Annotated in this window: 26 protein-coding genes; 10 read left to right on the forward strand and 16 right to left on the reverse strand. The window is 69.4% G+C overall.

Annotation, left to right across the window (positions count from 1 at the left end):
- Window positions 1-25 precede the first annotated feature (25 nt).
- The 6 genes from JOF46_RS16495 to JOF46_RS16520 all read right to left on the reverse strand — a co-directional run bounded on the left by JOF46_RS16495 (window position 26) and on the right by JOF46_RS16520 (window position 7,235).
- Window positions 26-1,117: a uroporphyrinogen decarboxylase/cobalamine-independent methonine synthase family protein gene (locus JOF46_RS16495; protein WP_342592483.1), complete on the reverse strand. Its 1,092-nt coding sequence runs from the start codon at window positions 1,115-1,117 to the stop codon at window positions 26-28.
- A 1-nt stretch (window position 1,118) separates the two neighbouring features.
- Window positions 1,119-1,511 (reverse strand): chorismate mutase, encoded by a 393-nt coding sequence (locus JOF46_RS16500; protein WP_209908961.1) that lies wholly within the window; start codon window positions 1,509-1,511, stop codon window positions 1,119-1,121.
- Window positions 1,512-1,692: 181 nt separating this feature from the next.
- On the reverse strand, window positions 1,693-3,375 hold the full coding sequence (locus tag JOF46_RS16505) for a dipeptide ABC transporter ATP-binding protein (RefSeq protein ID WP_209908963.1): 1,683 nt from the start codon (window positions 3,373-3,375) through the stop codon (window positions 1,693-1,695).
- Complete coding sequence (locus tag JOF46_RS16510; RefSeq protein ID WP_209908965.1) at window positions 3,372-4,352, reverse strand: ABC transporter permease; 981 nt, start codon at window positions 4,350-4,352, stop codon at window positions 3,372-3,374. The genes JOF46_RS16505 and JOF46_RS16510 overlap by 4 nt, the downstream gene beginning before the upstream one ends.
- A 3-nt stretch (window positions 4,353-4,355) precedes the next feature.
- Entirely contained in the window at window positions 4,356-5,450 is a 1,095-nt protein-coding gene (locus JOF46_RS16515) for an ABC transporter permease (RefSeq protein ID WP_209908967.1), read from the reverse strand.
- A 147-nt stretch (window positions 5,451-5,597) separates the two neighbouring features.
- Window positions 5,598-7,235 (reverse strand): ABC transporter substrate-binding protein, encoded by a 1,638-nt coding sequence (locus JOF46_RS16520; RefSeq protein WP_209908968.1) that lies wholly within the window; start codon window positions 7,233-7,235, stop codon window positions 5,598-5,600.
- 216 nt (window positions 7,236-7,451) lie between these two features.
- Here JOF46_RS16520 and JOF46_RS16525 point away from each other — a divergent pair, with 216 nt between their 5' ends.
- A complete protein-coding gene (locus JOF46_RS16525) occupies window positions 7,452-7,817 on the forward strand; it encodes a hypothetical protein (protein ID WP_209908970.1) in 366 nt (121 codons plus the stop codon).
- Here JOF46_RS16525 and JOF46_RS16530 read toward each other — a convergent pair.
- On the reverse strand, window positions 7,814-8,125 hold the full coding sequence (locus tag JOF46_RS16530; RefSeq protein WP_209908972.1) for a dihydrofolate reductase family protein: 312 nt from the start codon (window positions 8,123-8,125) through the stop codon (window positions 7,814-7,816). The two genes, JOF46_RS16525 and JOF46_RS16530, sit on opposite strands and share 4 nt — an antisense overlap.
- 188 nt (window positions 8,126-8,313) lie before the next feature.
- Window positions 8,314-9,519: an MFS transporter gene (locus tag JOF46_RS16535; protein WP_209908975.1), complete on the reverse strand. Its 1,206-nt coding sequence runs from the start codon at window positions 9,517-9,519 to the stop codon at window positions 8,314-8,316.
- A 193-nt stretch (window positions 9,520-9,712) separates the two neighbouring features.
- Between JOF46_RS16535 and JOF46_RS16540 the strand changes: the two genes are divergently transcribed.
- Complete coding sequence (locus JOF46_RS16540; protein WP_209908978.1) at window positions 9,713-10,237, forward strand: tetratricopeptide repeat protein; 525 nt, start codon at window positions 9,713-9,715, stop codon at window positions 10,235-10,237.
- A gap of 91 nt (window positions 10,238-10,328) precedes the next feature.
- Entirely contained in the window at window positions 10,329-10,832 is a 504-nt protein-coding gene (locus tag JOF46_RS16545; RefSeq protein WP_245348164.1) for a hypothetical protein, read from the forward strand.
- A 30-nt stretch (window positions 10,833-10,862) separates the two neighbouring features.
- Here the strand turns inward: JOF46_RS16545 and JOF46_RS16550 are convergent, their stop codons facing one another.
- The 4 genes from JOF46_RS16550 to JOF46_RS16565 form a co-directional block, all read right to left on the reverse strand.
- Window positions 10,863-11,243: a VOC family protein gene (locus JOF46_RS16550; protein ID WP_209908980.1), complete on the reverse strand. Its 381-nt coding sequence runs from the start codon at window positions 11,241-11,243 to the stop codon at window positions 10,863-10,865.
- Between the two features lie 157 nt (window positions 11,244-11,400).
- A complete protein-coding gene (gene mnmA / locus JOF46_RS16555) occupies window positions 11,401-12,537 on the reverse strand; it encodes a tRNA 2-thiouridine(34) synthase MnmA (RefSeq protein WP_209908982.1) in 1,137 nt (378 codons plus the stop codon).
- Entirely contained in the window at window positions 12,534-13,769 is a 1,236-nt protein-coding gene (locus JOF46_RS16560; RefSeq protein WP_209908984.1) for a cysteine desulfurase family protein, read from the reverse strand. Before JOF46_RS16560 ends, mnmA begins: the two co-directional genes overlap by 4 nt.
- 122 nt (window positions 13,770-13,891) lie before the next feature.
- Window positions 13,892-14,803, reverse strand: coding sequence for a hypothetical protein (locus tag JOF46_RS16565; RefSeq protein WP_209908986.1), 912 nt, complete (start codon window positions 14,801-14,803; stop codon window positions 13,892-13,894).
- A gap of 135 nt (window positions 14,804-14,938) precedes the next feature.
- On the opposite strand from JOF46_RS16565, the gene folP reads away from it, so the two are divergent.
- The 5 genes from folP (at window position 14,939) to JOF46_RS16590 (ending at window position 18,965) form a co-directional block, all read left to right on the forward strand.
- A complete protein-coding gene (gene folP / locus JOF46_RS16570) occupies window positions 14,939-15,907 on the forward strand; it encodes a dihydropteroate synthase (protein ID WP_209908988.1) in 969 nt (322 codons plus the stop codon).
- Window positions 15,907-16,650 (forward strand): dihydrofolate reductase family protein, encoded by a 744-nt coding sequence (locus tag JOF46_RS16575; protein ID WP_209908990.1) that lies wholly within the window; start codon window positions 15,907-15,909, stop codon window positions 16,648-16,650. Before folP ends, JOF46_RS16575 begins: the two co-directional genes overlap by 1 nt.
- 160 nt (window positions 16,651-16,810) lie before the next feature.
- Window positions 16,811-17,752, forward strand: a complete 942-nt coding sequence (locus JOF46_RS16580) for a J domain-containing protein (RefSeq protein ID WP_209908992.1) — start codon at window positions 16,811-16,813, stop codon at window positions 17,750-17,752.
- A 108-nt stretch (window positions 17,753-17,860) separates the two neighbouring features.
- Window positions 17,861-18,331: a tRNA (cytidine(34)-2'-O)-methyltransferase gene (locus JOF46_RS16585; RefSeq protein WP_209908994.1), complete on the forward strand. Its 471-nt coding sequence runs from the start codon at window positions 17,861-17,863 to the stop codon at window positions 18,329-18,331.
- 76 nt (window positions 18,332-18,407) lie between these two features.
- Window positions 18,408-18,965 (forward strand): anti-sigma factor, encoded by a 558-nt coding sequence (locus tag JOF46_RS16590; RefSeq protein WP_209908996.1) that lies wholly within the window; start codon window positions 18,408-18,410, stop codon window positions 18,963-18,965.
- 135 nt (window positions 18,966-19,100) lie between these two features.
- Here JOF46_RS16590 and JOF46_RS16595 read toward each other — a convergent pair whose 3' ends face one another.
- The 4 genes from JOF46_RS16595 to JOF46_RS16610 all read right to left on the reverse strand — a co-directional run bounded on the left by JOF46_RS16595 (window position 19,101) and on the right by JOF46_RS16610 (window position 23,659).
- A complete protein-coding gene (locus JOF46_RS16595; protein ID WP_209908998.1) occupies window positions 19,101-19,856 on the reverse strand; it encodes a PIG-L deacetylase family protein in 756 nt (251 codons plus the stop codon).
- A 4-nt stretch (window positions 19,857-19,860) separates the two neighbouring features.
- Entirely contained in the window at window positions 19,861-20,814 is a 954-nt protein-coding gene (locus JOF46_RS16600) for an electron transfer flavoprotein subunit alpha/FixB family protein (RefSeq protein ID WP_209909000.1), read from the reverse strand.
- Between the two features lie 22 nt (window positions 20,815-20,836).
- A complete protein-coding gene (locus tag JOF46_RS16605) occupies window positions 20,837-21,658 on the reverse strand; it encodes an electron transfer flavoprotein subunit beta/FixA family protein (protein WP_209909002.1) in 822 nt (273 codons plus the stop codon).
- 342 nt (window positions 21,659-22,000) lie between these two features.
- Complete coding sequence (locus JOF46_RS16610) at window positions 22,001-23,659, reverse strand: S1C family serine protease (protein WP_209909005.1); 1,659 nt, start codon at window positions 23,657-23,659, stop codon at window positions 22,001-22,003.
- Between the two features lie 273 nt (window positions 23,660-23,932).
- Here JOF46_RS16610 and JOF46_RS16615 point away from each other — a divergent pair, with 273 nt between their 5' ends.
- Together JOF46_RS16615 and JOF46_RS16620 are read left to right on the forward strand one after the other, a co-directional pair.
- Complete coding sequence (locus JOF46_RS16615) at window positions 23,933-25,993, forward strand: TPM domain-containing protein (protein WP_209909007.1); 2,061 nt, start codon at window positions 23,933-23,935, stop codon at window positions 25,991-25,993.
- 153 nt (window positions 25,994-26,146) lie between these two features.
- Entirely contained in the window at window positions 26,147-26,893 is a 747-nt protein-coding gene (locus tag JOF46_RS16620) for a PspA/IM30 family protein (protein WP_209909009.1), read from the forward strand.
- Window positions 26,894-26,919: the final 26 nt, after the last annotated feature.

Consider the following 26,919-nt stretch of genomic DNA (forward strand, 5'->3'; position numbering starts at 1 on the left):
CGGCTTTGGCCCTGGCCATTTGGCCCTAGCCGTCGACGCGAACCTGGTTCAGCGCCTCGGCGTAGCCTGCCAGGCGCCCGAGCACTGCGGTCGCCTGCGCCGGGGAGAGCTCGGCCAGACCCGACGAAGGGGTCAGCACCAGGGCGCCGAGCGCCGCATCGGGCAGCCCAAGCTGGCGCCACGGACGGCGGATGGCATTAACGGCCTCCACGACGCCGGGCAGCTTCGAGCCGGCATCCACGGTACCGAGCCACAGTCGCGTGCCGGATTCCACCGCCCCGGCAATCAGCTCCCACCCGGGCACGGTCAGCGAGGCGGCATTGGCGCCCAGCGCATCGGCGCCCGCCTCCAGCGCGGTGGCGGCAAGGCTCGTCCAGGTTCCGGGTTCGGCCTCGGCACCGATGACGACCTCCGCGGCGCCGGCGCCCCGCAGCGCCTGCACCAGTTCGCTCCACCAGCCGCGCAGTTCGGCGGCGGGCACCGAGCGCAGCGTGCGGTAGCCGCTGGAGGTCGGCAGCGTCCCGTTGAGCACCGCCCCGGCGTCGGGCTCGTCGATGTACACGGTGATCTTCTGCCCGCCGGTCATCCGGGAGACCGCCTCGAGGTGCCGGGCGGCGCCCAGCGCCAGGGACTGGGCCAGGTCGCGGCGGGCACCGTGGTCGGAGACGGCGCGTTCGCCGTGGTGCAGGTGCAGGTTTGCGGCCAGCGTGGCGGGGCCCGGGAACTGGATCTTCAGCTCGGTGCCGCCGGATTCCTCGGCGCCGATGGCATCGGCCAGCACATTCAGGTCGGTGCGAAACGCCGAGGCGGCCCGCCGGGCATCGATGCCCGGGGCCGCGGCCAGGCGCCAGCCGTAGGGCTGCAGGTCCACGACCATCTCCTCCAGCAGCTGCGCGCCGCGGCCGATCGCGTCGGAGCCGACGCCGCGGTCCGGAAGCTGGTGCAGGTGCGGCAGGTTCGGCGCGCCGATCTCGCCGCGGATCACCAGCACCGATTCCATCGGGTCGGTGCCGGGCATGGGACCGTGCGCGCTGGCCTGGACCTGGCGCACCGCTGCCCGCGTGCCGGATTCGGGTTCCGGCTCGGGGTGGGTGCCGGGGCGGGTGTCGGGTTGCACGCTAGTTGCCGTTCTCCGCGTGCGTCGCCGAAATCGTCTGGTGGTGCCTGATGACCTCGGAAATGATGAAGTTCATGAACTTCTCGGCGAATTCCGGGTCCAGGTGCGCCTCCTGGGCGAGGCGGCGCAGGCGCTCTATCTGCGCTTTTTCCCTGCCCGGGTCGCTCGGCGGCAGCGCGTGCACGGCCTTGAGGTGGCCGACCCGCTGGGTCGCCTTGAAACGTTCGGCCAGGAGGTAGACCAGCGTCGCGTCGAAGTTGTCGATGCTGCCGCGGATGGACAGCAGCTCCTCCATGACCTCTTTCTGGACGGTGTCGGCCAGGGAACTGGCGGCGGGGTCGTAGGCGCCGGTTTCGGCGTTGTCTGGCACCTGTGCGTTGTTCTGTTGGCTCATGAACCCAAGTCTAGGGTTGCGCGCTTGAATGCGCCCAACCGTGACACGCGAACCGCGGACGGCAACGGATGCGCGGCCGGGGACGTCGCGCGGGCACGGCAAAGGGGGCGGCCCGCCGTGGTGGACCGCCCCCGGCCGCGCACCCGCCGGAGCGGGAACCCGTGGTGCCAAACCGCCTGGCCTAGACGGCCTTGAGGAATGCCTCGCGGCGGATGGCCTGCTCCGCCGGGTCGGGAACCGGCAGCGAGGCGATGAGCCGCCGGGTATACGGGTGCTGCGGGTCGCCCATGACCTGGTTGCCGATGCCCTCCTCGACGAGCTTGCCTCGGTAGAGCACCCCCACCCAGGTGGAGAGCATGTCCACGACGGCCAGGTCGTGGGAGATGAACAGGGCCGCGAAGCCCAGCTCGGCCTGCAGTTCCTTGAACAGCTCCAGCACCTTGGCCTGCACCGAGACATCCAGCGCGCTGGTCGGCTCGTCGGCGATCAGCAGCTTCGGATCCAGCGCCAGCGCCCGGGCCAGCGAGGCACGCTGGCGCTGGCCGCCGGAGAGCTCGTGCGGGAAACGCGCGGCAAATGCCTTGGGCAGCTGCACCGCCTCGAGCAGCTCCTCGACGCGCTTGCGCGCGGCGCGGGCATCGAGCGAGCGGTGCACGATCAGCGGCTCGGCAACGCACTCGGCGATGGACAGCTGCGGGTTGAAGCTGGCGGCGGGGTCCTGGAACACGAACCCGATGTCCTGGCGGACCTTCTTGAAGCTGCGCTCCTTGAACCCGAGCATCTCGTGCCCCAGCACCTTCAGCGATCCCCCGCTGACCTTGTTCAACCCGGCGATGGCCCGCCCGATGGTGGTCTTCCCGGAACCTGACTCCCCCACCAGCCCGTAGACCTCCCCGGCGCAGATCTGCAGCGACACGTCGTCCACCGCGGTGAACGACGGGGAACCCAGGCGCCCGGGGTAGGTGATGTTCAGGTTGGCGGCCTGCACCAGCACCTCTTTCTCCTGCCCGAAGCGCGAGACCATGCCCGCGGAGGCGGAATTTCGGCCCAGGTGCGGCACCGCGGCCAGCAGCGCCTTGGTGTAGTCCTCGCGCGGGGCCGAAAAGAGCTCGACACTCGGCGCGGTCTCCACGACCTGCCCCTGGTACATCACCACGACCCGGTCCGCCAGGTCCGCGACCACTCCCATGTTGTGGGTGATCAGCACGATCCCGGTGTTGAAGTCGTCGCGCACCTCGCGCAGCAGCTCCAGGATCTCGGCCTGCACCGTGACATCCAGCGCCGTGGTCGGCTCGTCGGCGACGATCAGTGCCGGGTTCAGCGCCAGCGCGGCGGCAATGATGACGCGCTGCTTCTGCCCGCCGGAGAACTGGTGCGGGTAGTGGTTGACCCGCTTCTCCGGCTCCGGGATGCCGACCTTGCGCAGCACCTCGATGGCGTGTGCCTTGGCCTCCTTCCTGGAGACCTTGCCGTGTGCGCGGATGCCCTCGGCGATCTGCCAGCCCACGGTGTACACGGGGTTCAGCGCGGTGGAGGGCTCCTGGAAGACCATCGCCACGTCGTCCCCGCGCACCGCGCGCAACTGGTGCGCGGAGAGGGTGAGCATGTTGTTGCCCTTGAGCACCACCGCGCCGCGGGCCACGGCGGTCTCGGCCAGCAGCCCCAGGATGGTGCGTGCGGTGACCGACTTGCCGGATCCGGATTCGCCGACCACCGCCACGACCTCCCCGGCGGCAACCTCGAAGCTGACGTTCCGCACCGCGGGGACCTCGCCGGCGTCGGTGGTGAAGGTGACCTCGAGGTTCTTGATGTCCAGGACCGTGCCATCGGCCCGGCCGATCACGTCCTTGTGGTGCGCGTTCATGCTGTGGCCTTTCCGCCGCGGCGCTTTGCCTTGCGGCGCAACCGCAAGCGCGGGTCCGCCAGGTCGTTCATGGATTCGCCGACCAGGGTCAGTCCCAGCACCGTCAGCACGATGGCCAGGCCCGGGAAGACACCGGTCCACCAGATGCCGCTGGTCGCGTCGCTCAGCGCGCGGTTCAGGTCAAAGCCCCATTCGGAGGCGGCGGTCGGTTCGATGCCGAAGCCCAGGAAGCCCAGGCCGGCCAGCGTCAGCAGCGCCTCGGAGGCGTTGAGCGTGAAGATCAGCGGCAGCGTGCGGGTGGCATTGCGGAAGATGTGCTTGGACATGATCCGGAGGTTGGAGGCGCCCACGACCTTCGCCGATTCGACGAAGGGCTCGGCCTTCAGCCGCACGGTTTCGGCACGGATCACCCGGAAGTACTGCGGGATGAAGACCACGGTGATGGAGATCGCCGCGGCCATGACCCCGCCCCAGAGGCTGGATTGGCCTTGCGAGATCACGATGGACATCACGATGGCCAGCAGCAGCGACGGGAAGGCGTAGATGGCGTCGGCCAGCACGACCAGCACCCTGTCCAGCCAGCCGCCGATGTACCCGGAGAGCAGGCCCAGTGCCACGCCGAGGAAGATGGAGAATGCCACCGCGGTGACGATCACCGCGAACGCGGTCTGCGCTCCCCACAGGGTACGGGAGTACACGTCGAAGCCGCCCACGGTGGTGCCCCAGATGAACTTGCCCCCGGGCGGGGCCTGGGTCGGGAAGTTGCCCGAGGTATCGGAGATCTGCGAGAAGCCGAAGGGTGCCAGCACCGGGGCCAGGGCCGCGGCCAGCACGAAGACGATGGTCAGGACCAGTCCGGCCACGAGCATCCCGCGCTGCAGCCCGGCGCTCATCCGGTAGTGGGAGACGATCGGCAGCCGGGCCCACCAGGGGCCCTTGGCGTCCTTGCGGGGTTTGAGCGTTGTGGTTGTTGCCATGTCCTAGAACCTCACTCGGGGGTCGATGAGTGCGGCAACGATGTCCACAATGAAGTTGGTCAGCGCGACGATGACCGCCAGCAGCACCACGATGCCCTGCACCGCCACGAAGTCGCGGGCGGTGAGGTACTGGGCCAGCTGGAAGCCCAGGCCCTTCCACTCGAAGGTGGTCTCGGTCAGCACCGCGCCGCCGAGCAGCAGCGCGATCTGCAGGCCCATCACGGTGATGATGGGGATCAGCGCCGGGCGGTAGGCGTGCTTGGTCAGCAAACGGTACTCGGAAACCCCGCGCGAGCGGCCGGCCTCCACGTACTCGCGGCCCAGGGTGCCGATGACGTTGGTGCGCACCAGGCGCAGGAACACCCCGGCGGTGAGCAGGCCCAGGGCCACGGCGGGCAGGATCGCGTGTTCGATGACATCGCCCGCGGCGGCCATGTTGCCCGAACGCAGCGCATCGAGCAGGTAGATGCCGGTGGGGTTCTGCAGCGAGGTCAGTTGCAGCTCGGCACTGATGCCCGCGCGCCCGGCGATCGGCAGCCAGCCGAGCCAGACCCCGAAGACCAGCTTGAGCAGCAGCCCGGCGAAGAACACCGGGGTGGCGTAGCACAGGATCGCGAAGACGCGCAGGATCGCGTCGGGCCAGCGGTCGCGCAGCTTGGCCGAGAGCAGGCCGAAGGGGATGCCGATGAGCAGCGCAATGACCAGGGAGTTGAACGCGAGTTCGGCGGTGGCGGCGCCGTAGGTCATCAGGACCTCGGTGACCGCGCGGTTGTCGGAGATGGTGCGTCCGAAGTTGCCGGTGAAGATCTGCCCGAGGTACTCGAGGTACTGGACCATGACCGGTCGGTCGTAACCGGCCGCGGCGATGCGCTCGGCCAGCTGGTCGGGGGTCAGGCGGCCGCCGAGGGCCGCGGTGATCGGGTCGCCGGTGACGCGCATCAGGAAGAAGACGAGCGTGACCAGGATGAAGATGGTGGGGAAGATCAGCAGGAAGCGAGTGACGAGGTATCGCGCAAAACTTCCCCCTGCCTTGGCGGGCGCCGGGGTGGGCGCCGGTGCTGCCGATGGTTCATCGGCGATTTCGGTGGTGATTGCCATGGGGTGGTGGAGTCCTAGCTCAAGAAATTAGGTCGTGCGTGCGCCGGCCCCGCGACACGGCCGCGCACGCCGCCGTGGATGGCGGTGTGCGCGGCCGTGTCGCCGGAGCTGTGCGCGTGCTGTTGCAAGGCTGTCCCGGAGGGGAACCTACTTGGCCAAGACGCCCAAGCGGAACTTGAACGAGGCGTCGAGGGTCTTTTCGACCCCGGTGACGTCCGCTCCGGCCACGGCCACCTGGGAACCCTGCAGGATCGGCAGGGTGGACAGGTCGCCGGCGACCTTGGTCTGGATTTCCTCGATCAGCGCGGTGCGCTTGGCGCGGTCCGGCTCGACGCGCTGTTCGTTGATCAGCTTGTCGACCTCGGGGTTGTCGTAGCCGTTGCCCAGGAAGTTGGCCTTGGCGAAGAACGGCGAGAGGAAGTTGTCGGCATCCGAGTAGTCCGGGTACCAGCCCAGCTGGTAGGCCGGGTAGTCGGTGACGCGGGACTTCTGGTAAGTGACCCATTCGGTGGACTGCAGGTCGACCTTGAACAGGCCGCCTTCCTCCAGCTGGTTCTTCACCATCGCGTATTCGTCGCCCGAGCTCGGGCCGTAGTGGTCCGGGTTGTACTGCAGCTTCAAATCGACAGGGCCCTTGACGCCTGCGGCCTCAAGCACAGCCTTGGCCTTGTCCAGCGATGGTCCGCCGTCCTGGCCGTAGAGGTCCTTGAGCGGCTCGATGGCTCCGGTGAATCCCTGCGGGACGTAGGAGTACACCGGGATGTAGGTGTCCTTGTAGACCTGGGTGGCGATGGCCTGGCGGTCCAGCAGGTTGGCTGCGGCCTGGCGGACGGCCAGCGACTTCTTGGCATCGGCGCCATCGGTCTTCGCACCGAAGGGCATGATGTCGAAGTTGAACACGATGTAGCGCAGCTCGCCGCCGGCCCCCTTGTGCACCTTGACCTTGGAGTCCTTGGTGAGGTCCTCGACGTCGGTGGGCGAGAGTGCGCGCCAGGCCACGTCGATGTTGCCCTGCTGCACGTCAAGCTTCAGGTTGTTGGAGTCGGCGTAGTACTTGATGTTGGCCACGGAGTTCGCCGGGGCGCCAAGCAGGCCCTGGTAGCCGTCGAAGGCCTTGAAGGAGATCAGCGAGTTCTTGGCGTAGGACTCGATGGTGTACTGGCCGGCGAAGGCCTTGCCGGAGATGATTGCGTCGTCGGCCAGGACCTTGTCGGCCGGGAAGACCTCGTCGTCAACGATGGGGCCGACGGGGCTGGTGAGCACCTGCGGGAAGGTCTGGTCGTTGCCGCTCTTGAGCTTGAACACCACGGTGGTGGCATCCGGGGCCGTGACACTGTCCAGGTTCCCCAGCAGGGAGGCCGGGCCGTTGGGGTCGTTGATCTTCACCTGGCGGTCGAAGGTGTGCTTGACGTCCTTGGAATCCAGGTCGTGGCCGTTGGCCCACTTCAGTCCCGGCTTCAACTTCACGGTGTACTCGGTCGGCGAGGTGAACTCGGCGGAAACGACGATGTCGTTTTCCGGGTCGGCCGATCCGGGCTTGGAGTTCAGCAGGAAGGGGTAGATCTGGTTCATGACCATGAACGAGCCATTGTCATACGAGCCTGCCGGGTCAAGGGAAGTGACCTTGTCGGTGGTTCCCAGGGTGATCGGAGCACTTGTGGTGCCTCCGTCGCCCCCTTCACTGCCCCCGGGGGTGGCGGCCGGACCGGTGCAACCGGTCAGGACCAGGGCGGAGATGCCGATAACGGCAGCGGCGAGGCGCATCCCGTTCTTCTTGCGGGCCATGAGCAATCCTTAATCTGTCTGCGAGCACATGATGTGTGAGTGAACCCACACGCCATACAGCCTAGGTGATCCCCGTCACCGAATGCCACTATCGAGTGTTTCGGCACACATTGGAATGCAAATGTGATCCTTGGCCTGCGTCATTGCCGCAGCCCGACCCGGCGCCGCCGACCCTGCGTCGGCACCGCAAGCACAAGTGGCCTAGGGTTAAGCACGATGATGACACGTAGAGACGCAGCGATTGCGTTGGATATCCCCATGGAAATGGCCAAGCGCCACGGCATCCCGGCGCGGATGAGCGAAGCCGAATTTGCCGAACTGAACGCCAATCCCCCGGCCTGGCTGATCCAATCGCGCGCCAACCGGACCGGCAAGCGCCCCGTATGGGTCCAACTGACCTGCGCCGTATGCGGATTCACCGAGGCCGAGCGGCCCAAGAAGTGGTGGCCGGAATTCGACTTCGTGCATTGCGTGGAGCACGGACCGGCGCAGCTGCCGCCGCTCGATGCGGGCAAGACCCGTCTCGAGTACCCCGACATTTCCACGCGCATGTACGGCATCGTCGACGAAGACAAGGCCTAGCGAACCGGCCTGAACGGCCAAGGGTCCCGCCTGCCGGACGCTCCCCGCGGCCGGCAGGCGGGATTTTTGCGTGTGCGCGGCCCGAACGCCACCGGGCAGTGGCCGCGAAAGTTGTCGTAGGTGGTGTGCCCCAACAACAACGCGTCGGATCCCTGGATCTCGACGACCAGCCTCTCGTTGGATTCCTGGTCGCCGTACGGTGCCTCCCACCCGGCGTATTCGACGTCCCCGTCGTGTGCGCTGGGGCCCCCGTTTGCCTGGAACACGCCATCGAGCGTGATGTTCATGTTGACGTGCGGCTCTCCCATGTCGCCATCTCCTCGTCGTTCCTCTCGCACCCGTCGGCACTCGTCGGCGCCCAAACACTGCCGGTATCCGAGTGGCCTGCCCGGTCCGCCATGTCCGGGCCCCCGCTTGGGGTGGCCCCCTTCGCTCCGGTGCCGAGGTGCACGCCACCAATGAACCCGGGTGCCTCGCGGGCATCGGTCCCGGGTCTTCAATGGACCGCGGACGAGACCTCCCATCCCCGAAGGTTCGGCCACGCAATGGCCGCGCAGATGATGAACACCAAGGATCCCGCCAGGAATGGCACCGCCAGATCGAACACCGTAGCGAGCAGGCCGCCGAGGCCGGCTCCGATGGCGAGCCCGGCAAGGCCGAACAACTTCGAAACCGCATTGACCCGTCCGCGCAGCCGATCCGGCACCAGGCGTTGGCGCAGGGAGCCGACGCAGACGCTGAAGACCACGGCATGCAGGATGTAGGTGGCCAAGAACAATCCGGCCACCCACGGGACATCGGTCAGGAAGATCGCCAGGAGGCTGGCCGCGCCCACCAGCAGGCTGCCGGCGGTGGTGGCGGCATACCCGATCCTGCGCCGCAGCGGCGCCACCACCACCGCTCCGGCCAGCCCGCCGAGTGCCGACGCCGAAAGCAGGATCCCGTAGCCGGCGGACCCCAGGTCCAGGACGTCGCGCGCGAAAAGGACAAGGATCGAGAACTGCATCATGTACGCGACGCTCGCCAACCCGCCGATGACCGCCAACGTGCGCAGCAGCGGGTGCCTGGCCAGCCATGTTGCGCCCTCGACGACTTCCCGGTGCAGCGCCATCCGGGGCCCGGACTGCCGTGCGGGACGGAAGGTGCCCGCCAGGCCAAGGAAGAGCAGCGCGGCCGACGCGTACGCCCCGGCGGTGGCGGCGAGGGGCAATGCCATGGCCGCGGCGAACATCAACCCGCCAAACGGCGGACCGATGAACTCGTCGGCGACCAGCTGGGTGGCGGAAATCCGGCTGTTGGCCCGATCCAGGTCCTTGCTGCCCACCAGCGACGGGAGGATGGTCAGGGCCGAGTTGTCCGCGGCCGTTTCCAGGAGCCCGATCAGGGCAAAGGCCACGTATAGTGCGGGCACCGACTCCGTTCCGGTGGCCACCAGCGCGGCCAGCGCCGCCAGCAGGACGCTTCGGCCCAGGTTGGAGATCCAGAGGATGGTTTTTCGGTCCATCCGGTCGACGATGGCGCCAACGGGCAGGACCACCAGGAACTTGGCCACCGAGTACACCATGGACAGTCCCGCGACCAGCAACGGGTTCGTCGTCAGCGCCGTCGCCAACAGCGGAATCGCGATGTAGCTGATGCCGTCGCCGAAGTTCGAGGCGGCAGTGCCTGCCCACAATCTTCCGTATCCCCTCCCCAGCGACATGCTGCCAAATCCTACAGGCGCTTCCGCCGCCCGCTGGACCGGGCCACGCGGGGGCCGGCCGGTTTCGCGTCCGCACGGGAAGCGAGCCCCATGCCCCGGGCCCCGCCCAGGCAAGACGTGGATCCATCGTCCCGCGGGCGGTTCCATACCCGGCACAGGTCCCGTTTGACGTTGGTTGCTGGATACTGGGGCGATGACACTGGACGATCAGCTCGAGGGGATCTTCGAGGCCCGCGACCGGAACAACATGCAGCCCACCATCGAAGCACTCTTGCCGATCCTGGAGAAGCACCCCGGCAACCCGCGGGTCCTCTACGAAGTGGGCGGTGCCTACGACACGGCGGGAGAGGAAAGCGCCGCGGCGTCGTTTTACGAGCGCGCCCTTGACGCGGGGCTGTCGGGCGACCTGCTGCGCCGATGCCATCTGCAGTACGGATCCACTTTGCGGAACCTCGGCGAATTCGCCCGCTCGGCGGAGGTCTTCGAGCGCGCCCGGGCGCAGTTCCCGGATTCTCCGTCGCTGGCCGTCTTCGAGGCGATCTCCCTCCATGCGTGCGGTCGGCTCGACGAGGCCGTCGCGGCATTGCTCGACGTGGTCGCCGCCGGCATGCATTCCCCGGACCTGGAGCGGTACAAGCCCGCCATCCTCGGCAACGCCGCCCACATCCGCTCCCTGGCCGACGGGCCGAACCCCGCCCACCGTCCTGACGGCCGATAGCCGCCCGGCGGCGCCGGGCGGGGACGGGCGGCGCCGGGCGGGGACGGGACGCGCCAGCCGGCCCCGCGGGGAGAACAGCTAGGCTGGCGGCATGATGACGGAACCGGCGCTTGCTCGTTCCCGCACGGTGCGGGCCGCCCTGGCGGGATTCGGGCTGGTGGCCGGTTACGCGGTCGTCGGTGCGCTGCAGATCCTGGTCTGGAACCCCTTGGCAGCGGTTCCGGGTGCCACGTTGGCCGAGATCCGCGCCCAGATGGCCGGTGCCCACGAGTATGCGGGGACGCCCCTGGTGGTGGCGTGGGCGCTCACCGGAATCCTGCTTGGTGCAGGGGTGCTGGTCGCGGCGCTGCGGCGGAAGATCTCGGCCGCCGGCGCCACGACGCTGTCCCTGCTGTTCATCGTGCTCGGTGCCCCGTCGCTGATGGTCGCGTCGTTCCCATCGGGGATCGGCCTTGCCGACACCTTCGGCATCTCCGGCCGCGACCATGCCCCGTGGGGCGGTGTTCTTTACCTGGCCAGCGCCGCGGCGTTGCTTCTCCTGGTGCTCTTTCGGGTGCGCAATCACCCAAGGCCGACACCGATGTCGCTCGAGTGATTCCGGAGCGCAATTCTCCCGGCCCGGGGGTCATCCCTGGTTCTTCTGGTCCTGGACGGTTCGAGAGAGCAGGCAGAACTCGTTGCCCTCGGGGTCGGCCAGGACCACCCAGCTGACGTCCGGCCCCTGCCCCACGTCGGTGCGCCGCGCACCCAGGGCGAGCAGGCGCTCCAGCTCCTGCGCGGTCGAGACCCCGTCGGCACGCAGGTCGAAGTGCAACCGGTTTTTCACGCTCTTGGGCTCGGGCACCGCGAACACATCGATGGAAGGCCTGCTCCCGTCCGGCGGTCCGATGCCGATGCCCTCGTCGTCTTCCTCGAGCACGCGCCAGTGAAGGACGGCGCACCAGAAATCCGCCACCACCCGTGGATTTCTCGCATCGATGGCAATGGCAGCTAGTCGACTGGTCATGGCCACACGATAGCCGTTCGGGCCCGGCCACGGAACAGCCCCGGCGCGGGCGGGGCTGTCGGGGCATCGCACCTGGGGCGGCCGGTGCGTCGTGGACGGCGAAGGCCCCGCCCGGTCGCAGCGGGCAACCGGCGGGGCCCTCATCGAGCGTGGTGGATCAGGAAACGAGCGTCGGGTCCCAGGCGGTGGAGCGGGCCGAGTCGATGGTCGCCTGGCCCAGCACGCGGGTGCCCTGGTAGATGACCATGGTCTGGCCCGGGGCCACCCCGCGCATCGGCTCGATGAGCGTGGCGACCAGGACGTTGGTGCCGTCCTCCTGCGCTTCGACGCGGGCGCGGGCGTCGACAGGGTCCCCGTGCGCGCGCACCTGGACCATGCAGTCGAACTCGATGCCGGCGGACGCATCGGCGATCGGCAGGCCCGCCCAGGAGATGCGGATGCCGCGCAGCTCGTCGACAGCCAGCAGGGCCTCGGGGCCGACGATGACCTTGTTTTCCTTCGGGCGGATCTCCAGCACGAAGCGCGGCTTGCCGTCGGCTGCAGGGGTGCCCAGCTTCAGGCCCTTGCGCTGTCCCACGGTGAAGGCGTGGGCGCCCTCGTGCTCGCCCAGCGGCTTGCCTTCCTGGTCCACGATCGCACCGGGGGTCATGTCGATGCGTTCGGCCAGCCAGCCGCGGGTGTCCCCGTCGGGGATGAAGCAGATGTCGTGGCTGTCGGGTTTGTTGGCCACCGAGAGCCCGCGGGCCTCGGCCTCGGCGCGGACCTCCGCCTTGGAGGGGGTGTCGGCCAGCGGGAAGATGCAGTGGTCCAGCTGTTCGTGCGTGAGCACGCCCAGCACGTAGGACTGGTCCTTGGCCCAGTCGGCGGCGCGGTGCAGCTCCGGGTTCCCTTCGGTATCGCGGATGACCTTGGCGTAGTGGCCGGTGCAGACCGCGTCGAAGCCCAGCGCGATGGCCTTTTCGAGCAGCGCGGCGAACTTGATGCGTTCGTTGCAGCGCATGCAGGGGTTCGGGGTGCGCCCGGCCTCGTACTCGGAGATGAAGTCGTCGACCACGTCCTCCTTGAAGCGCTCGGAGAAGTCCCACACGTAGTACGGGATCCCGAGCTTGTCGCAGGCGCGCCAGGCGTCGTTGGAGTCCTCGACGGTGCAGCAGCCGCGCGAGCCGGTGCGCAGGGTGCCGGGCATGCGGGACAGGGCCAGGTGCACGCCGACGACCTCGTGGCCGGCATCGACCGCTCGCGCCGCCGCAACGGCCGAGTCGACCCCGCCGCTCATTGCTGCCAAAACCTTCATCGTGTGAACCCTGTCCCTGCTGTTTGGATGCTGCTGACTTGTGCGGCCATGCCGGCCTTTTTTGCGCGCGCGTATGCCTCGGGCAACGCGGCCACCAAGGTCTCAACGTCGGCGGCGCTCGATGTATGCCCGAGCGTGAAGCGCTGGGCGCCGCGGGCGGTTTCCTCGTCCCGGCCCATGGCCAGCAACACGTGGGAGGGCCGCGGCACCCCGGCGGTGCAGGCCGAGCCCGTGGAGGAGTGCACCCCGAGCATGTCCAGCACGAAAAGCAGCGAGTCGCCCTCGCAGCCCGGGAAGGTGAAGTGCGCGTTGCCCGGAAGCCGGGTGCCGGCGTGCGACGGATCCGCGGTGCCGTTGAAGACCGCCTCGGGGATGCGCTCGTGCACCCCGGCGACCAGTGCGTCGCGCAGGGAGGCCAGGCGTTCGGTTTCGGCGGCCAGGTTGGCCGTGGTCTCGGTGGCCGCCGCGGCGAAACCCGCAGCCGCGGCGGCGTTCAGGGTGCCCGAGCGCAGCGCGCGTTCGTGCCCGCCGCCGTGCTGGATGGGGGTCAGGACCGTGTCGCGGCGCACGAAGAGGGCACCGATGCCCACCGGTCCGCCGATCTTGTGCCCGGACACGGCCATGGTCGCCAGGCCGGAATCGGCGAAGGAGATGGGCAGCGCGGTGAAGGCCTGCACCGCATCGGAATGCACCGGGATGCCGGCCGGTCCGGCGAGCGCGACGACCTCGGCGATCGGCTGGACGCTGCCGACCTCGTTGTTGGCCCACATGCAGGTGAGAAGCGCGATGGATGCCGGATCGCGGGCGATTTCGGCGGCGAGCACCTCCAGGTCGATGACCCCGTCGGAGGTGACCGGCAGCCAGGTGATGGTTGCCCCTTCGTGGGCCTCGAGCCATTCGGCGGTGTCGAGCACCGCGTGGTGCTCGATGACCGGGACCAGGATGCGGGTGCGGCGTGCGTCGGCGCCGTTGCGGGCCCAGTACAGGCCCTTGAGCGCGAGGTTGTCCGATTCGGTGCCGCCGGAGGTGAAGATGACTTCCGAGGCGTGGGCCCCGGCCGCGGCGGCGAGGAGTTCGCGGGATTCCTCCATGACGCGGTGGGCGCGGCGGCCGGCGCCGTGCAACGAGGACGGGTTGCCGGTCTGGGCCAGTTCATGGGTCATGGCGGCCAGCGCCGCGTCCGACATGGGTGTCGTTGCTGCGTGGTCTAGGTAAATGGGGCTCGTGGACACCGAACAATTCTAGCCGTGTTGCGGGGTCCCGGGGCGGAGTGATTGCTCACAGCTTGCCCGGGGCCCCGGCCCGGGGCCTGCGCGCTCCCCGCATCGGCTGCCGCCGGGTCCTCGGGGACCTTCTAGTTCTGTTCCCCGCCGAAGTATTCCCCGGCCAGTTCCTCCGGGTCGAAGGGCACGGTGTCGGCCTCGGGCAGTTCGTTGCGGGTGTCCCCGGCCGCGTCGAGCCGCGAGTCGGCCTCGACCTCCCAGGCTTCCAGTGCCGCGCAGCCCAGCAGCGCGTCGATGAGCGCGCGGGGGCCCCCGACGATGGTGGAGTCCTCGTAGAGTTCGGTGCTCATCAGCCACTTGCGGTCCATCGGCCAGGCCAGGTTGGGCGACTGGCGTTGCTCCCCCAGCGAGGTCCGTGCCCACAGCGGGCTGGCCAGGTCCTGCCCGTCCCCGGTGAAGAGGTAGAAGGAGCGGTAGCCGGAGCCGATCTGCAGCGTCGGCGCGTTGCGCACCGCATCGGAGAATGCCGGGGCCTTGGCCTTGGCCGCGAGCTCGGCGGCGCGCTGGGCGTTTTGCTGCGCATCGAGGGCCGGGTCGTCCTCGATGACGACCTCGACCTGGTCCCCGCCGTGGATGAATGCCAGCCCGTTCCACAGGGCCAGGTGGATCTGCTCCGGTGTGGTGGTGTGCGCGGCAAGCAGCGGGGCCATGGCGCGCAGCTCGGCGGCACCCAGTCCGTCCCAGCCGGGGGCCTCTCCCTCCCAGGAATCCTCGGCCAGCGGCACCCCGTCCTCGCCGATGCCGGATAGTGCGGCGAATTGCGCCAGGGCGTGCATGGTGGTTCCGCGCCGTGCGGCGATCTGTTCCCAGCGCACCGGCTGCCCGTCGGGGCCCATCGCCGGGTGGAAGATCCTCGCGTAGGCCTGAAAGCCGCGCGGGACCTGCCCCGCGACGAGGTTTGCGGTGTCCGCATCCCGTCCTTGTTCCTGCAGTGCCGCAACGATCCACGCACCGGCATCCGGGGCCGTGAAGTTCAAAGTCATTCACTCAGGGTACCCATGCGCGGGGCCGCACGCTCGCCGAACATCCGGCCGGGCGGCATCCGGGGTCGGCCCAATCCACGCAAATCCTTCTAAAACTGGTAAGAATGGTATAACAGATCCCCGCAAGGAGCCCGCATGAGCATGTACCTTCCAGCCCTCCGCCACCCGGTCCACCGCTTTGCGCACCGGAGCATCGATTTCAGCTCGCAGATCGCGCTGATGGCCATCATCAACCGCACCCCCGACAGCTTCTACGATTCCGGGGCCACCTTTGCCCTGGCCTCCGCGGTGGACGCCGCCTTGGATGCGGTGCACGCCGGCGCCGACTGGATCGACATCGGCGGGGTGCCCTTCTCCCCCGGGCCCGCCCTGTCCTGGCAGGAGGAAGCCCAGCGGATCGTCCCGGTCATCGAGGCGGTTCGCGCCCACAGCGACGTGATCATCTCCGCCGACACGTTCCTGCCTGAGGTTGCCGCCGCGGCCCTGGCCGCCGGTGCCGATGTCATCAACGACACCACCGGGCTGAGCAACCCGGAACTCGGTGCCGTGGTCGCCGAGGCCGGGGCGCACCTGGTCATCACCCACTCGCTGGCCGCCCCGCGGACCGTCTACCCGCGCCCGCGCTACAAGGACGTGGTGGGAGAGGTCGCCGCATACCTGCGCGAAAAGGTCGGCTTCGCCCGGTCCCTGGGGATCGGCGAGGACAAGATCATCGTTGACCCCGGGCACGACCTGAACAAGAACACCCGCCACACCCTGGCCATCACCGCCGGGTTCGAGGCCATCGCCGCGCTGGGCTACCCGAGCCTTGCGGCGGTGTCCAACAAGGACTTCATCGGCGAGACCCTCGATGCACCCAAGGCCGAGCGCACCGCCGGGTCGATGGCCGCGGCCACGATGTGCATCATGAACGGGGCGCGGATCATCCGCATGCACAACGTCCCCGAATCGGTCTCCACCATCCGGATGTTGGAGGCGGCCATGGGATGGCGCGAACCGGCGTACCTGGCGCACAACATGGGGGATGTCAATGCGCCGGCCCACCCCGGGGCCCTGGGAGCCGCCGGCAACACCGTGCGCGTGGCGGCCCGGGAGAACGCCTGATGCGCAGGCTGCTTCCCGCCCCCGCCCCGGACCCCGACGATCGGCAGCTGCTTGACTGGTACGCGCCCGGCGGCGGCACCGAGCCCTTCGTCCGTTTCAACTTCGTCAGCTCGACCGACGGGGCCGCAAGCATCGAGGGGCTCTCCGGGGCGTTGGGCACCGCACCGGACCATCGCGTGTTCATGCTGCTGCGCCGGCTGGCCGATGCCATTGTCGTCGGCGCCGGGACCATCCGCGCCGAGGGCTACGAGGGCGAGCTGCTCGATGCCGCCTCGCGCGCCTGGCGCCTGGCGCACGGGATGCCCGAGCGCCCGCTGCTCGTGGTCGTCTCCGGCCGCCTGGACCTGGATGCGCACAGCGAACTGTTCACCAAGAACCCCGGGAAGATCCTGTTGCTGGGCTCCGGTTCGGCCGATCCGGGGCGCGCCGCGGCCCTGGGCGCGGTGGCCGAGGTCGTCTCGGCGCAGGCCCCCGGACCCGCGATCGACCCGCGCTGGATCATCGAGACCCTGCATGCCCGTGGCCTGCGCGTGATCCATTCCGAGGGCGGACCCACGCTGCTGGCCGATTTCCAGCGCGCGGACGCGCTCGACAGCCTGTGCGTGACCTACTCCCCCGTGCTGGCCGGCGGCGACGGGCCCCGGATCGCCCGGGGGCACCAGGGCGATGAACCCCGGCAGCTGGGGCTGAACCTGCTGCTGGAGGAGGACGGCACCCTGCTGGCCGAATACCGCCGGCGCTGAAAGCCGCGCTCCGGGCCCGGGGCCGGGGCACCCACACAGCAAACCAGCACCCGGAACCGGTAGGATCGCTGGAGCGATACCGGGCTTCGGACCCGGCGCGCCCCCGAGTCCAGGGACCTGCACCCCTGCCCTCCCGCACCCCGAACCGAAAGGCGGCCACGTGGCCCAGCGGCAAACCCATTATGAAGTCTTGGGCATTGCCCCCACCGCCAGCCCCCGGGAAATCAAGTCCGCCTACCGCAGGGCGGCCCGGCTCACGCACCCCGACCACGGCGGCGACGCCCAGGACTTTGCCCGCGCCACGCTCGCCTACGAAACCCTCATCGACCCGGACGCCCGCACCCGCTACGACCGCAGCTACGGCACCGAGTCCAGCTACCTGCGCGGGGGCGCCCCGGCACCCGGTGCCCACGCCACCGAACCGGCACACCCCCCAGGCGCAGGCGGCTCCATGCGCTTTGGCACCGGCGGCGCCCGCCCCTCGGCCACCGATGCGACGATCTACCTGCCGGGGCTCGAGGAGCCCGGGGCCATCGACCGGGCCACCTCCATCCGCCAGGTCCACGGTGAACCGCGCAAGCGCGGCATCTTCGGCGCCCAGGCACGACTGGCCCGCGAGAACCGCTCGGTGCAGCTGCTTTCACGCCAGGTGCTCACCGCCCTGCCCTCGACCCGGCTGGTCAACGGGCTGCATGCCCCCGGCGGCGGGTACATCGACCACGCCCTGCTCGGCGGCTACCGCCTGGCCCTGGTGCACTCGATGCTGCTGCCCAGGGGCGTCTACCGCTGGGATGGCTCGACCCTCTTGCGCGACGGCAAGCACATCGACCCGCCGCGCCTCGGGCCGGTGGTGCACCAGATGCAGCGTCTCTTCCCCGAGCTGAACGTGACCGGGTGGACGGTGATCCTGTCCCCCGACGGGAACCTGCATGAACCGGTCATCGACTACGCGCGCGGCGCCGAACCCGGGCCGATGAACGTGCTCAACGTGGTCAACGCCGTGAACCTGGTGCGGGAAATGAAGATGTTCCTGGGCACCGGGCCCACCCCGCATGTGGTGGATCGCACCATTTTGGCCCGGCTTATCGGCGGAATGTACTAGCCACCTGCGCTCCCGCCCCCGGCGCACCGGCCCCGCGGACCCGCCGGGGAACCGCCGCAGGGGCGCCCGGCACCATGGACGGGCCCGGCGCACCGTAAACTGGGGTGCGTGTTCCGAATCCTTTTTTACACTCCCGAAATTCCCGGCAATACCGGCAACGCCATCCGCCTTGCCGCGGTGACCGGCGCCGAACTGCACCTCGTCGAGCCGCTGGGCTTCGACTTCGAGGATTCCAAGCTGCGCCGCGCCGGCCTGGACTACCACGACCTGGCCGTGGTCACCGTGCACCCGGACATCGAATCGGCCTGGGCGGCCCTGGCCCCCGCCCGCGTCTTCGCCTTCACCTCCGAGGGCAGCACCCTCTACACGGAGGTGTCCTACCAGCCGGGCGACGTGCTGCTCTTCGGCCCCGAGTCCGTCGGGCTGCCGGCGGAACTGAAGACCGATGCGCACATCACCGCCACCGTCAGGTTGCCGATGCTTGAGGCCCGCCGCTCGCTGAACCTCGCAAATTCCGCCTCCATCGCGCTCTACGAGGCCTGGCGCCAGCACGGCTTCGCCACCGGCGGCACACACTAAATCCCTAGCCTTCTGGCCTATGCTTACACGTGGCAATTACCGGCCACCCCCGCTCTTTGAAAAGGATGGCAACATCATGACCGGCACCGATCCCGCATACCCTGCGCACCGCGGCGATGAGAACGACGACGACCTCGGCATGGATCTTGTCGATGCGGTGTCCACGGACGCCGAGTCCCCCGCCCGGCGCCCGCTGAAGAAGTGGATGTTCGTGGTCGCGGCCCTGGCGGTGATCGTCATCGGCCTGGTCGCCGGGCTGGTGAACCTGATTCCGACCAACTACGTTTCCAAGGTCGAGCGCGCCTCCGACCAGGTCGTCGCCCAGGCGGACCTCGAGGGCGGCGGGCATGCGGTGCTCAAGACCTCCGCGAAGGCCGACGCCGGGATGATCGAGCTGACCGGCCTGCCGGCCATCGACCCCACCGAGGACTACGTGGTGTGGCTCATCGAGGCCTCCACCGACCGGCCCACCCTGCTGGCCACCATCGCCCCGTCGGACAAGCCCGTCAAGGAAGGGTTCAACGGCGTGGACAAGCTCGCCTCCGTCATGGTCTCGGTGGAACCGGGCGACGGAAGCAGCACCGCCCCGAGCACCGAGCCATTGGCCGTGCTGGACCTGCCCGAAGCCAAGTAACGCACCTTTCCGGTCCCGCGCAACCCGCGCCGCAGACGACGGTGGGCCGCCTCCCCTGTGAAAGGGAGGCGGCCCACATCTGCTTAACCCGCCGCTGGCCCGCGGCTTGATGCACCGGGGTTTGATGCGCCGGGGCTAGAAACCGGCGATGGTGTCCGCGGCGTTGACCGCCACCACATGGAACGCCTCGGCCAGCGCGCCCGGCGCGAACCCCGCCGTGCTGCCCTGCGCCTCGGCTTGGGTGCGCACGTAGCGCTCCATGGCCGGCACGTCGGGGTGCTGGCTCAGGTGCTGGCGCAGCGCCGCGAGCTTGAGCTCGAATACCTCGGTGATCTCCACCCGGTGGTTTTCCCGCGCTTGCGGGGCCCCGTAGAGCCACAGCCACGGCAGCTTGTACGCCTCGAGTCCCGCCTCCAGGAGCTCCGGGTAGGAGAACGGGTTCTCCACCGCCGGGTAGATCGCCCGGGTCACCGCCTCGCCGCAGGCCAGGTGGTCCGGGTGCGAGCGCTGGATCCGCTCCCAGTTCCGTTCCGGGTGCATGGCCAGCACGACGTCGGGGCGCAGCGTGCGGATCAGCGCGACGACCTGCTTCATGACCCGGTGGTTGGGCTCCAGGAACCCGTCGGCCTCCCCCAAAAAGTGCACGGTGTCCACGCCCACCAGGGCCGCGGCGGCGCGCTGCTCGGCATGCCGGGTCGCGGTGATCGCCTCGGCGGTGCGCTCGTCGAACCCGCCGGCGTCGCCGTCGGTCATGATGCAGTACTCCACCTGCACGCCCGCGGCGGTCCAGGCCGCCACGGTGCCCGAGGCCCCGAAGTCCAGGTCGTCGGGGTGCGCGCCGAAGCACAGCACGCGCTGAACGCGTTGGACGGCCGGGTCGAAGATGCCCACGCGCCTAGCCCTTGCGCCGGCGGATCTCGGCGGCGGCCTGCGGCAGCACCACGGCCAAGTCGCCCACGATGCCCAAATCGGCGATCTCGAACACCGGTGCGTCGGGGTCCTTGTTGATCGCGATGATGGTCTTGGCGGTCTGCATGCCGGCCTTCTGCTGGATCGCCCCGGAGATGCCGGCTGAGATGTACAGCTGCGGGGAGACCGTCGTGCCGGTCTGCCCGACCTGCGCGGAGTGGTCGATCCAGCCCGCGTCGGTGGCCGCGCGCGAGGCACCCACCGCGGCGCCCAGGGCGTCGGCCAAATCCTCCACGGGGCCGAAGTCCCCGTCCACGCCGCGTCCGCCGGCAACCACGAAGCGGGCCTCGGAAAGCTCCGGGCGGCCGGTGGCGGTGTGCGGTGCGGTGGCGGTGATGCGGGCCGCCGGGCCGGTCTCCCCGAGCTCGAGCTCGTGCACCGGTGCGGGCGCTCCGGCGGCGGGGGCCGCCTCGGGCAGCTCGACGCTGTTGGCCTTCAGCGTGATCAGCGCCGGGCCGCGGGTGACCTGCGCCTTGACGGTGTAGCTGCCGGCGAGCACCGGCTTGGTCACGGTCAGGTCCGCGTCGACGTCGATGGCGTCGGTGATGACCCCGGCGTCCAGGCGCACGGCGGTGCGTGCGGCGATTTCGCGTCCCTCGACGGTGTTGGGCAGCAGCACCGCGGTGGCACCCGATTCGCGCACCGCGGCCTCCAGCAGCGAGACCGCCGGGGCGATGAGCCCGGTCGCGTCCAGGCCGCCGGCCGCGGCGTAGAAGCCGGTGGCGCCCGCTGCGCCCAGTGACGCCAGTGCGGCCGCGTCGGCCGGGCCGCCCAGCACCGCGCTGGCCTGGCCCAGGCGGGCGGCCAGGGCCAGCAGTTCGCGCTGCCCCTTGGTCGGCGCGCCGGCGGGGGCGTGGATGTATACCAAGATGTTCGACATGTTGTTCCCCTTGAAAGTGGTGCTAGATCAGCTTGGCGTCGGCCAGGAAGTCCACCAGCGCGATGCCGGCTTGGCCGGAGTCGGTGATGACTTGCCCTGCGGCGCGCGGTGGGCGCGGCGCGGCGGAGAGCACGCGGGTCGCTGACCCGGCGGCGCCCACTGCCTCTTCGGCCAGGCCCAGCTGGGCGAGGGTGAGCGTGGTGATCTTCTTCTTCTTGGCCGCCAGGATCCCGCGGAAGTTCGGGTAGCGCGGCTCGTTGGCCTGGTCGGTGACCGAGATCAGCACCGGAAGCGTGGCTTCCACGGACTGTGCCCCGTCCTCGCCGACGCGCAGCGCCGTGACGGTGTTGGTTCCCGGATCGATCTCCAGCTTCGACAGGTTGGTCAGCTGCGCCACGCCCAGGCGTTCGGCCAGCTGCGCGGGGACCAGGGAGGTCTCGGCGTCGGTGGAGGCCATGCCGGTGAGCACCACGTCGAAGCCGCCCAGCTGCTTGATGGCGGTGGCCAGCGCCAGGGAGGTGGCCCCGGCGTCGGAACCTGCAAGCGCCGGGTCGCAGATGTGCACGCCCGCGGCCGCCCCCATCTGCAGGGACTTCTTCACGGCGTTCGCTGCCGCTTCGGGTCCCATGGTCATGGCCGTGACGGTGTTCCCCGCCTTGTCCCCGCCGCGGGCCTCGGCCAGCGCGAGGGCCGCCTCGATGGCGTACTCGTCGAGTTCCGACAGGACCGAATCCTTGCGGTCCAGCCGCTGCCCGGGGCCGGACAGGTGGCGATCGAATTGGACATCTGGCACGTGTTTGACCAACACGAGAATGTTCAGGGGCGTGCCGGTGTTCTGGCTCATTGCTGCCTTTCTGGAAACTTGGACAGATCTGTGTGGGAGAGAGCGCCCGGTGCGTACCGGGCGCCGCCGATGGCGGGCGGGACCGGCCGATCTCCCCGCTCCATCGTATCGGTGCCCGGAGGTGCCCGCTGGCCCGCCCCCGGGCCCAAGGCGGGGCGGGGCGGGCGCACCGGCACGGCAAACGCTGCGCGCATGGCACAAACGCGGCGTACCGGGCGCCAGGAAGGGTCCTGGCAGCCGGCACGCCGCGTTTGTCAATATTTCACTTGATTGCTCCGCGTTGCGCGGTGTGACCCGGGGCGGCACCGTCCATGTTGCGCCATGTGTCGCCCGGGTGCGCCGCTACTGGGCCGGGGTTTCGCCCACCGTCACGGTGGCCGATTCCGCCGCGCCGCCGCGGGTGTAGTGGACCACCGTGGTGCCGCCGGCCGGGATCTCGCGGATCGCGGCGGTCAGCGAGGTGCTGTCGGAGATGCTGCGCGCATCCACGCCGGTGATCACGTCGCCCGCCTTCAGGCCCGCCTTGGCCGCGGGGCTGTCGGCGACGACCTCCTTGACCTCGGCGCCGACGCTGAACGAGGAGGAGTTCCCGCCGTTGGCGTTGGCGGGTTTGGCCTGCACCGTGACCCCGAGCAGCCCGTGGGTGGCCGAGCCGTTGTCGATGATGTCGTTGGCGATGCGCTTGGCGTAGTCGATCGGGATGGCGAACCCGACACCGATCGAGCCGCTGTCCGAGGAGGAGGTGGCGCCGGAACCGGAGGAGGCGATCGCGACGTTCACCCCGATGATGTTCCCGTTCACGTCCACCAGCGCGCCGCCGGAGTTGCCGTGGTTGATCGCCGCGTCGGTCTGGATCACGTTGATGAAGATCGAGCCCCCGGAACTGGACTGCTGCTGTTGCTGCTGGTCCGGGGCGCCGGGGAACTGGAAGTTGAACTGGTTGCCGTCGCCGTTGTCGTTCGAATCGCTGCCCTCGGATTGCTTGGGCACCGCGGAGGAGGCGACGGAGATGGTGCGGTTAAGCGTGGAGATGATGCCGTCGGTGACGGTGCCGCTCAGGCCCAGCGGGGCGCCGATCGCGATGGCCGTGTCGCCCACGTTCAGGTTGCCGGAGGCCCCCAGTTCGGCAGGCACCAGGTCTTGCGCCTCGATCTTGATCACGGCCAGGTCCGAGAGCGGGTCGGTGCCCACCACGGTGGCGTCGTGGACCTTCCCGTCGGAGGTGCGCACCGCGATCTTCGGGCTGCTGGTGGTCCCGCCCAGGGTCACCACGTGCGTGTTGGTCAGGATGTGCCCGGCCGTGTCCAGGATGATGCCGGAGCCCGAGCCGGCCTCGGAGGTGCCTGCGACATCGATGGTGACCACGCTGGGGCTGGCCTTGGCGGCCGCCGCGGTGACTGCGGTGACGTTCTTCGGGTTGTTGATGACCACGTCGCCCTGCGGGGTGGTGCTGGAGGATGCGGCTGCCGTGGGGTTGGAGTTCATCACGTAGTTGGCGCCCACCGCGCCGCCCGCGCCGATGATGGCGGCGGCGACCATGCCCACGATCAGGGCACCGGAGGTGAATTTCTTCGGCGCGTTGTTCCGCGCCGGGGGAAGCGGTGCGCCGAAGGCGGAGGCATGTTCTTCGGCGGTCGGGGTGCCGTAGGGCGAGCCGCCCTGCGGCGCCGAGTTCCAGGCGTGCGTCGGCTGTTGCGCGGGGGCCGGGGCCCCGTAGGCAGGCTGCGGCTGCGCGCCGGTTGCCGGCCCTTGCGCCGGGGTGCCCTGTGCCGGTGCGTCCTGGCCGGGGTTGCCCGTGTGGCGCGGCAGTGCCTGGGTCGGATCCGCGGCCCCTTCGATCCGAGAGACCGGTTGGGTGCCGCCGGTGCCCGCGGCGCCGTCGCCCGAACCGTCGGCTGGGGTGCTCGGCGGGGTCGCGGGGCGCGGCGGCACGGCGCCGGATTCCGGCTGCTGTTCCGGATCGCGGCCGGTGCCCGGCTGCTCAAACTGGTTCTCGCTCATGACTGTTCTTCCAATCCCTGACGGTGGATTCCTCTGCGTTTCCTGGTTACAACTATGCCCGTGCGGGCTGTGGTGGCGAAAAGGAGAACCTGAGTGTCGGCTGTGAGAAGGTGTGATTCGAAAACCACCTGCCCGATGCACCGGCGATTCTGTGGACTCGCGCGTTTCACCCACCTAGAATCAACATCGACAGCAGAAACCGGAAAGTTGCCTGGAATCATGCAGCGATCCGCGCACTTTCTGCGGCCGACCATGCAAGGGTGAAGGAAAACCATGAAATCGCTCCCCCGGCGGATGGCACTTGTTGCCTCCGCAGGAATCTTGTCCCTGTTCATGCTTGCACCACCGGCCCTGGCCGATTCCCCCGTGCAGATCCCCCCGGGGCAGTTCGTCGTGGACCAGGCCGACGTCCTGGGTTCGGACACCTCCGAGGTCGAGGCTGCGGTGAAGCAGCTGAAGCGGGACACCGGCCAGTCGCTCTACGTCATCTACGTGGATACCTTCAGCAACCCGGACGACCCCGACGAGTGGGTCACCGAGGTGGCCAAGTCCAAGAACATGGGCACCAGCGACGTGGTGCTGGCCGTCGGGGTCCAGGATCGCCAGGCCAGGTTCACCACCAACGACCGCAGCGAGCTGCACGCCTCCGGCCAGGACATCTTCAACCAGATGGTGTCCCCCGAGCTGTCCGACGAGCAGTGGACCGCCGCCGCCCTGGGCGCGGTCACCGGCATCGAGAACGTCTCCGACGGCATGACCCCCGACGGCGGGGAAGCCGCCACCGGCCCGAACGGTTCGGGCTCCACCGGCGGATCCGGCGGCGGCGGCACCGCCGGCTGGCTGCTGGTCGGCGGGGTCGTGGTGGTCGGCGGCGCCACGGCCTGGGCGCTGACGCGCCGCAAGAAGCTCCCCGCGCAGCTCCCGCAGGTGGCCACCGGTCCCGACGGCAAGCCCCTGGACCCGCTGGCATCGCTCAGCATCCCGGAATTGCGCACCAAGGCCGGCAGCCTGCTCATTGCCGCCGACGACGCCATCCGCTCCTCCGAGCAGGAGGTCGGCTTCGCCCAGGCACAATTCGGCGAGGCGGCCATCAAGCCCTTCGCCGAGGACATCGAGACGGCCAAGACGCACATGTCCGAGTCCTTCAAGCTGCAGCAGCAATTGGACGACGAGATCCCCGACACCGAGGAAGAACAGCGCTCCTGGCTCGGTGAGATCATCCGCCGCTGCGAGGCCGTCAATGAGACCCTCGAGCAGCACACCGAGGAATTCGCCTCGCTGCGCGAGCTGGAAAAGAACGCGCCCGAGGCTGCCGCCTCGCTCAAGGCGCGGATCGAGCCGCTGCGCCAGCGCGTCGGCACGGTCCAGGGACAGCTCACCGAGCTTGCGACCCGCTACACCGACGGCGCGCTGAACCAGGTCCACACCAACATCGCCGAGGCCGGCGAACGGCTGGACTTCGCCAACACCGCGGTGTCCACCGCCGAGGCGAAGATCGCATCGGCCGAAACCGCCGAGGCCGCCGTCGTGGTCCGCGCCGGGGAGGACGCCGTGCACCAGGCCACCGTGCTACTCGATGCCGTGGCCCACGCCGGGGACGACCTGGACAAGGCCCGCACCGACCTCGAGTCCATGGTCTCCACCGCCGCCCAGGACCTGGCCCAGGGCCGCGCCCTGGTCGCCAACGGTTCCAACCCCGAGCTGGCCGGATCGGTCGCCGCCCTGGAATCCGCGCTCTCCTCGGTCCAGGCGCAGGTCGGCACCGGGCGGGTGGACCCTGTCGCCTTGCTGGCCGAGGTCGATGCGGGGCTTCGCCCGCTGAACGGGCAGCTGAACCAGATCCGTGATGCGCAGGAACGAAACCGCCGAGCGGCCGACCAGCTGCAGGCGGCCATCCGCTCCGCGCAGATGAAGATCAGCGGCACCGACGACTTCATCCGCGCCCGGCGCGGCGGAGTCGGCGCCACGGCCCGCACCCGGCTGGCAGAGGCCCAGCGAAACCTCGAGGAAGCGCTGCGCCTGGCCTCCACCGACCCGGTCAATGCCCTGTCCTACGCCGAGCACGCCTCGGCGCTGGCCGACCAGGCCGCCCGCGAGGCGGAGAACGACGTCAACGGATTCGGCGGCGGATTCGGCGGCGGCCGGGGCGGAAGCAACGGCCTGGGTGGCGCCATCCTCGGCGGCATCCTCATCGATTCCATCCTGCGCGGCGGCTCGCATTCCGGTGATTCCGGCGGCGGCATCTTCGGCGGCGGCGGGTTTGGCGGATTCGGCGGCGGCGGCGGAGGTGGCTTCGGCGGCGGGTTCGGCGATGGCGCGGGAGGCAACTTCTAGCCGCAGCACCCCGGCACCGGCACCGACCGCCCCCGGTCGGTGCCACGGATCCCGGCTACCGACCGGGACCCCCACAGATTGCAGTACTGCGGTTCCGGCATCCGGAAGCGCGACAGAAGAAGATCAACCAGTCAGTCAACGAAAGGTCTCACCGTGGCAAAGCAGTCTATTTTTGGTCGTGTCGCCCAGCTGGCCAAGGCCAACATCAACGCCATGCTCGATTCGGCCGAAGATCCCCAGAAGATGCTCGACCAGATGGTCCGCGACTACACCGACAACATCGCCGAGGCTGAAACCGCCGTCGCCCAGACCATCGGCAACCTGCGCATGATCGAGGAAGACTACAACGAGGATGTCCAGGCATCCTCCGACTGGGGCAGCAAGGCCCTGGCCGCTTCGGGCAAGGCCGATGAGTTCCGTTCCGCCGGCGAAACCGCCAACGCCGACAAGTTCGACTCGCTGGCCAAGGTCGCCATCCAGCGCCAGATGCAGGCCGAGTCCGAGGCGAAGTCCTCGGAGCCGACCATCACCTCGCAGCGCGAGATCGTGGAGAAGCTCAAGTCCGGCCTGGACGCCATGAAGTCCAAGCGCCAGGAACTGGTTTCCAAGCGCGACGAGCTCGTGGCCCGCGCCAAGTCCGCCCAGGCCCAGAACCAGGTGCAGGAGGCCGTGAAGTCCATCGACATCATGGATCCCTCCAGCGAGGTCGGACGCTTCGAGGAAAAGATCCGCCGCGAAGAGGCCCGCGTGCGCGGCGCCGCCGAGCTGGCCTCCTCGTCGCTGGACGCCCAGTTCAACTCCCTGGAGGACATGGGCGAGCAGACCGAGATCGAGGCCCGCCTGGCCGCGCTGAAGGCTCCGAAGACCGCGCCCTCGATCACCACCGGCGCCGACGAGTAACCAACCACGCACACACGCGCCGCGGC

Source organism: Paeniglutamicibacter psychrophenolicus (assembly GCF_017876575.1).
Lineage (GTDB): Bacteria > Actinomycetota > Actinomycetes > Actinomycetales > Micrococcaceae > Paeniglutamicibacter > Paeniglutamicibacter psychrophenolicus.

Coding starts and splice junctions, on each gene's coding strand:
- JOF46_RS16610 (WP_209909005.1), bottom strand. CDS start 23,659: ATGAGCGAGAACCAGTTTGAGCAGCCGGGCACCGGCCGCGATCCGGAA.
- JOF46_RS16550 (WP_209908980.1), bottom strand. CDS start 11,243: ATGACCAGTCGACTAGCTGCCATTGCCATCGATGCGAGAAATCCACGG.
- JOF46_RS16535 (WP_209908975.1), bottom strand. CDS start 9,519: ATGTCGCTGGGGAGGGGATACGGAAGATTGTGGGCAGGCACTGCCGCC.
- JOF46_RS16505 (WP_209908963.1), bottom strand. CDS start 3,375: ATGAACGCGCACCACAAGGACGTGATCGGCCGGGCCGATGGCACGGTC.
- JOF46_RS16615 (WP_209909007.1), top strand. CDS start 23,933: ATGAAATCGCTCCCCCGGCGGATGGCACTTGTTGCCTCCGCAGGAATC.
- JOF46_RS16545 (WP_245348164.1), top strand. CDS start 10,329: ATGATGACGGAACCGGCGCTTGCTCGTTCCCGCACGGTGCGGGCCGCC.
- JOF46_RS16565 (WP_209908986.1), bottom strand. CDS start 14,803: ATGACTTTGAACTTCACGGCCCCGGATGCCGGTGCGTGGATCGTTGCG.
- JOF46_RS16590 (WP_209908996.1), top strand. CDS start 18,408: ATGACCGGCACCGATCCCGCATACCCTGCGCACCGCGGCGATGAGAAC.
- JOF46_RS16520 (WP_209908968.1), bottom strand. CDS start 7,235: ATGGCCCGCAAGAAGAACGGGATGCGCCTCGCCGCTGCCGTTATCGGC.
- JOF46_RS16525 (WP_209908970.1), top strand. CDS start 7,452: ATGATGACACGTAGAGACGCAGCGATTGCGTTGGATATCCCCATGGAA.
- JOF46_RS16530 (WP_209908972.1), bottom strand. CDS start 8,125: ATGGGAGAGCCGCACGTCAACATGAACATCACGCTCGATGGCGTGTTC.
- JOF46_RS16515 (WP_209908967.1), bottom strand. CDS start 5,450: ATGGCAATCACCACCGAAATCGCCGATGAACCATCGGCAGCACCGGCG.
- JOF46_RS16500 (WP_209908961.1), bottom strand. CDS start 1,511: ATGAGCCAACAGAACAACGCACAGGTGCCAGACAACGCCGAAACCGGC.
- JOF46_RS16575 (WP_209908990.1), top strand. CDS start 15,907: ATGCGCAGGCTGCTTCCCGCCCCCGCCCCGGACCCCGACGATCGGCAG.
- JOF46_RS16540 (WP_209908978.1), top strand. CDS start 9,713: ATGACACTGGACGATCAGCTCGAGGGGATCTTCGAGGCCCGCGACCGG.
- JOF46_RS16605 (WP_209909002.1), bottom strand. CDS start 21,658: ATGAGCCAGAACACCGGCACGCCCCTGAACATTCTCGTGTTGGTCAAA.
- folP (WP_209908988.1), top strand. CDS start 14,939: ATGAGCATGTACCTTCCAGCCCTCCGCCACCCGGTCCACCGCTTTGCG.
- mnmA (WP_209908982.1), bottom strand. CDS start 12,537: ATGAAGGTTTTGGCAGCAATGAGCGGCGGGGTCGACTCGGCCGTTGCG.
- JOF46_RS16600 (WP_209909000.1), bottom strand. CDS start 20,814: ATGTCGAACATCTTGGTATACATCCACGCCCCCGCCGGCGCGCCGACC.
- JOF46_RS16510 (WP_209908965.1), bottom strand. CDS start 4,352: ATGGCAACAACCACAACGCTCAAACCCCGCAAGGACGCCAAGGGCCCC.